The following is a 2,675-nucleotide window of genomic DNA, read 5'->3' on the forward strand; positions in this document are numbered from 1 at the left end:
TTCCACCGCGGCCAGCACCCACGCTCGCGCGCACCGCCACGAGAACAGGCCGCATGACGAACCGCCCGTCTCCCTCGACAATCTGCCCCCGGGCGCTCCCTGCACTCCGGCTACCCAGGTCATTGCCTGAGGCCTGCCCCTCCGCCCGAACCCGGCAGGACCCGCCTCACCGGCGCACCCAATTTGTCGGATCCGCCGCGCCAGCCGACGCCATGCATCCAAGCTCGGCCTCCAGGCTCGCGCGGCAACCAATGGAAGCTGCCGCCGCCATCCCTCTTTCCCCATAGCCCGCGCCCAGTCCCCGCGGCTTCCTCCTTGGGAGATTTGCCAACGCGGGCCGAAGCCGCTCCCAGACCCCGCCATCACGACGCGGCCCGCATCGGAAAACCTTCACCCATGCGGACCTTCATCCAATGGCCGGCGGACGTCCGTTTGCCTGAATTGGGCCTTTGCAGTGTCCGCGTCGGAAGACGATGCCGTGCACGCCCTCGAAGGGCCACAAGCGGAGCGGTTCTCGTCGCCGGCGTTCACTCCTTCGGCATCCCGCTGCCCGGAACAACCTTCATAACCAGAATGGGAACCTTTTCGTCTGGCCCGAATGGTTCCGGGACGGCGTGGCTGACGGGTTTCAGCGACATCAGGTAGGTCGCAATGGCGTCTGCATCGGTCTTGGTCAGGTTCGAAAAGTCGCGCCAAGGCATGGTCGGCGCAAGAGTTCGGCCCTCCGGGTCCTTCCCCTTCGTGAAGGCGGTGATAATCTGGTCCTTCGTCCAGTCTCCCAAGCCCGTCGTCTTGTCCGGGGTAAGGTTGGGTGGCACGAACGTGCCGAGGCCCGGCAGTTGGAAGCCGACATTCGCACCGCCAAGGAAGCGGGCGGTGTCGGGCTTGCCCGTGAGTGCACCGGGTGTATGGCAATCCGTGCACCCGATGATCGTGACAAGGTATCGACCCCGTTCGAGCTGATGATTGTCCGCTCTTGCCGTGGGCGCGGTCATCACGGCTAGCAGGGCGAGGCCGACTTTCAGGCATTTGTCGAGATTGGCCATTTGTTTCTCCTGAGGACCTTGCGGCGGTGCATTCCTGATCTGTTCGAAGAGCAACCTTCGGCGGCCGCCGACACGAAAATCGCAATCGACTGCTGCAGTAGAGACGGTCCAGGCCGCCTATTGCGGTTCGAAATCCATCCCGCAGTCCCGCGCCACGGCAACGAGCTCTTCCAGATCGGGCGGCCCGCCCGGCTCCGGCGGTTGGCGCGGATCATCGATGGGCTCACCCAGCCGCTCGAAGAAGCGCACGTGCTGACTTCCCGGCGCCACCCAGGTCAGCGCCCTCACCCAGTCCGGGCCGGGGTTGCGGAGGGCGTGCCACACCCCCGGCCGAATGCTCAGGAAGTCTCCTACGTTGAGGCAGTAGGATTTGCCGTCCGCCTCGATCTCCAGCGCACCTTCGAGCACGTAGAAGGATTCCAGGTTCTGTTCTCGATGCGGTGGCACGCCATGCAGGGCGGGCATGCGCATCTCGAATAGGAGCAGTGTGTCACCATTCGCGGAAGGCTCGTCCTTGAACGTGATTGCAGTGCCCAAATGTGCGAAGGACCGGCCCTTGCCGACTCGAAGGTGTGTGACTCGGTCATCATAAATCGGCATTTCTCCTCCCCCAACTCAAAGGAGTCGCCCTTGAAGGGAGGCCCCGCCTATAGTATGAGTTCCGTATCATTTTAATACGGATTCCATACGACATGTCAAGCAATCCATGCGACAACGACCTCCCGCCGGTTCAGATCGGAGCGCTATTGCGATGGGCGCTCCACGAGATCCGGGACAGGATCTATTCAGGTGTCGTGGAGGCGGGCTTCGACGATGTGCGCCCGCCTCACGTCACGCTTTTTCGGTGGCCCGGCCCGGATGGTCGACGACCTACTGAGGTCGGAGCTGACGTGCGGATCAGTAAGCAGCGCATCAACGACCTCCTGCGTGACCTGGAGCGGCTCGGGTACCTAGCCCTCGAAACCGACCCGACCGACAGCAGGGCGCGCCTCATCAGGCTAACGGAGCGCGGCCATCGTCTTCATCAAACTGCGATTGGTGCGCACGCAGCTGTCGAGGCAGAATGGGCGGCAAGAGTCGGCCACCGCCGCTATGAGGCCCTCCGCGACACGCTCATCGAACTCATGCCTGTCTCACACTCAGGCTGAAGGCTTTTGTACCCATCGTACCCTTCGGGAAGCAATCTGCCCGAGGATGCGATCGGCCATTTGTTCGTTGCAATCGTCTGGATCGATCGCGACTACCTGCTCAGCTAGTTTGACGCTCTGACCTTTGCGGCCAACCCGATCCCGTACACGGAAAATTGCGACCGACCCGTTCTGAGCGTACTCTTTTCCTGACGTCCCATCATCGAACCACGAAGACCTGTCGGTCCGGTACCGGGTTCCGCGCCCACAGCCGTGAACGGTTGGGAGGGCGCTTTACTGCCCTTCGAGCTGCGGGCGGCGAAGGGTGGCTCCTAGCCCGAACTACCCGATACTGCCTACGGGTGCCCTCGTGATCGACGACCTGCGATGGATGTTGCCATCTGGTCACGAGGTCCATTGTCAGCGGGGGCCCTCTTCCCGCGGGCGTCACCAGAGCCGCAGCGATTGTAATCCCGCGCGCTTCTCAAGCGGGAGCCACGCC

Annotated in this window: 3 protein-coding genes; 1 reads left to right on the top strand and 2 read right to left on the bottom strand. The window is 63.1% G+C overall.

Going from position 1 to position 2,675, the window contains the following annotated elements:
- Positions 1-527 precede the first annotated feature (527 nt).
- Together EIP85_RS22485 and EIP85_RS22490 are read right to left on the bottom strand one after the other, a co-directional pair.
- On the bottom strand, positions 528-1,046 hold the full coding sequence (locus EIP85_RS22485; protein WP_127904434.1) for a c-type cytochrome: 519 nt from the start codon (positions 1,044-1,046) through the stop codon (positions 528-530).
- A gap of 117 nt (positions 1,047-1,163) precedes the next feature.
- Positions 1,164-1,646 (bottom strand): cupin domain-containing protein, encoded by a 483-nt coding sequence (locus EIP85_RS22490; RefSeq protein ID WP_127904435.1) that lies wholly within the window; start codon positions 1,644-1,646, stop codon positions 1,164-1,166.
- Between the two features lie 92 nt (positions 1,647-1,738).
- On the opposite strand from EIP85_RS22490, the gene EIP85_RS22495 reads away from it, so the two are divergent.
- A complete protein-coding gene (locus EIP85_RS22495; RefSeq protein WP_127904436.1) occupies positions 1,739-2,194 on the top strand; it encodes a MarR family winged helix-turn-helix transcriptional regulator in 456 nt (151 codons plus the stop codon).
- Positions 2,195-2,675: the final 481 nt, after the last annotated feature.

Origin of the sequence: Solirhodobacter olei (genome assembly GCF_004010155.1) — a bacterium.
In the GTDB taxonomy this organism is placed as follows: domain Bacteria; phylum Pseudomonadota; class Alphaproteobacteria; order Rhodobacterales; family Rhodobacteraceae; genus Solirhodobacter; species Solirhodobacter olei.

Coding starts and splice junctions, on each gene's coding strand:
- EIP85_RS22490 (WP_127904435.1), bottom strand. CDS start 1,646: ATGCCGATTTATGATGACCGAGTCACACACCTTCGAGTCGGCAAGGGC.
- EIP85_RS22485 (WP_127904434.1), bottom strand. CDS start 1,046: ATGGCCAATCTCGACAAATGCCTGAAAGTCGGCCTCGCCCTGCTAGCC.
- EIP85_RS22495 (WP_127904436.1), top strand. CDS start 1,739: ATGTCAAGCAATCCATGCGACAACGACCTCCCGCCGGTTCAGATCGGA.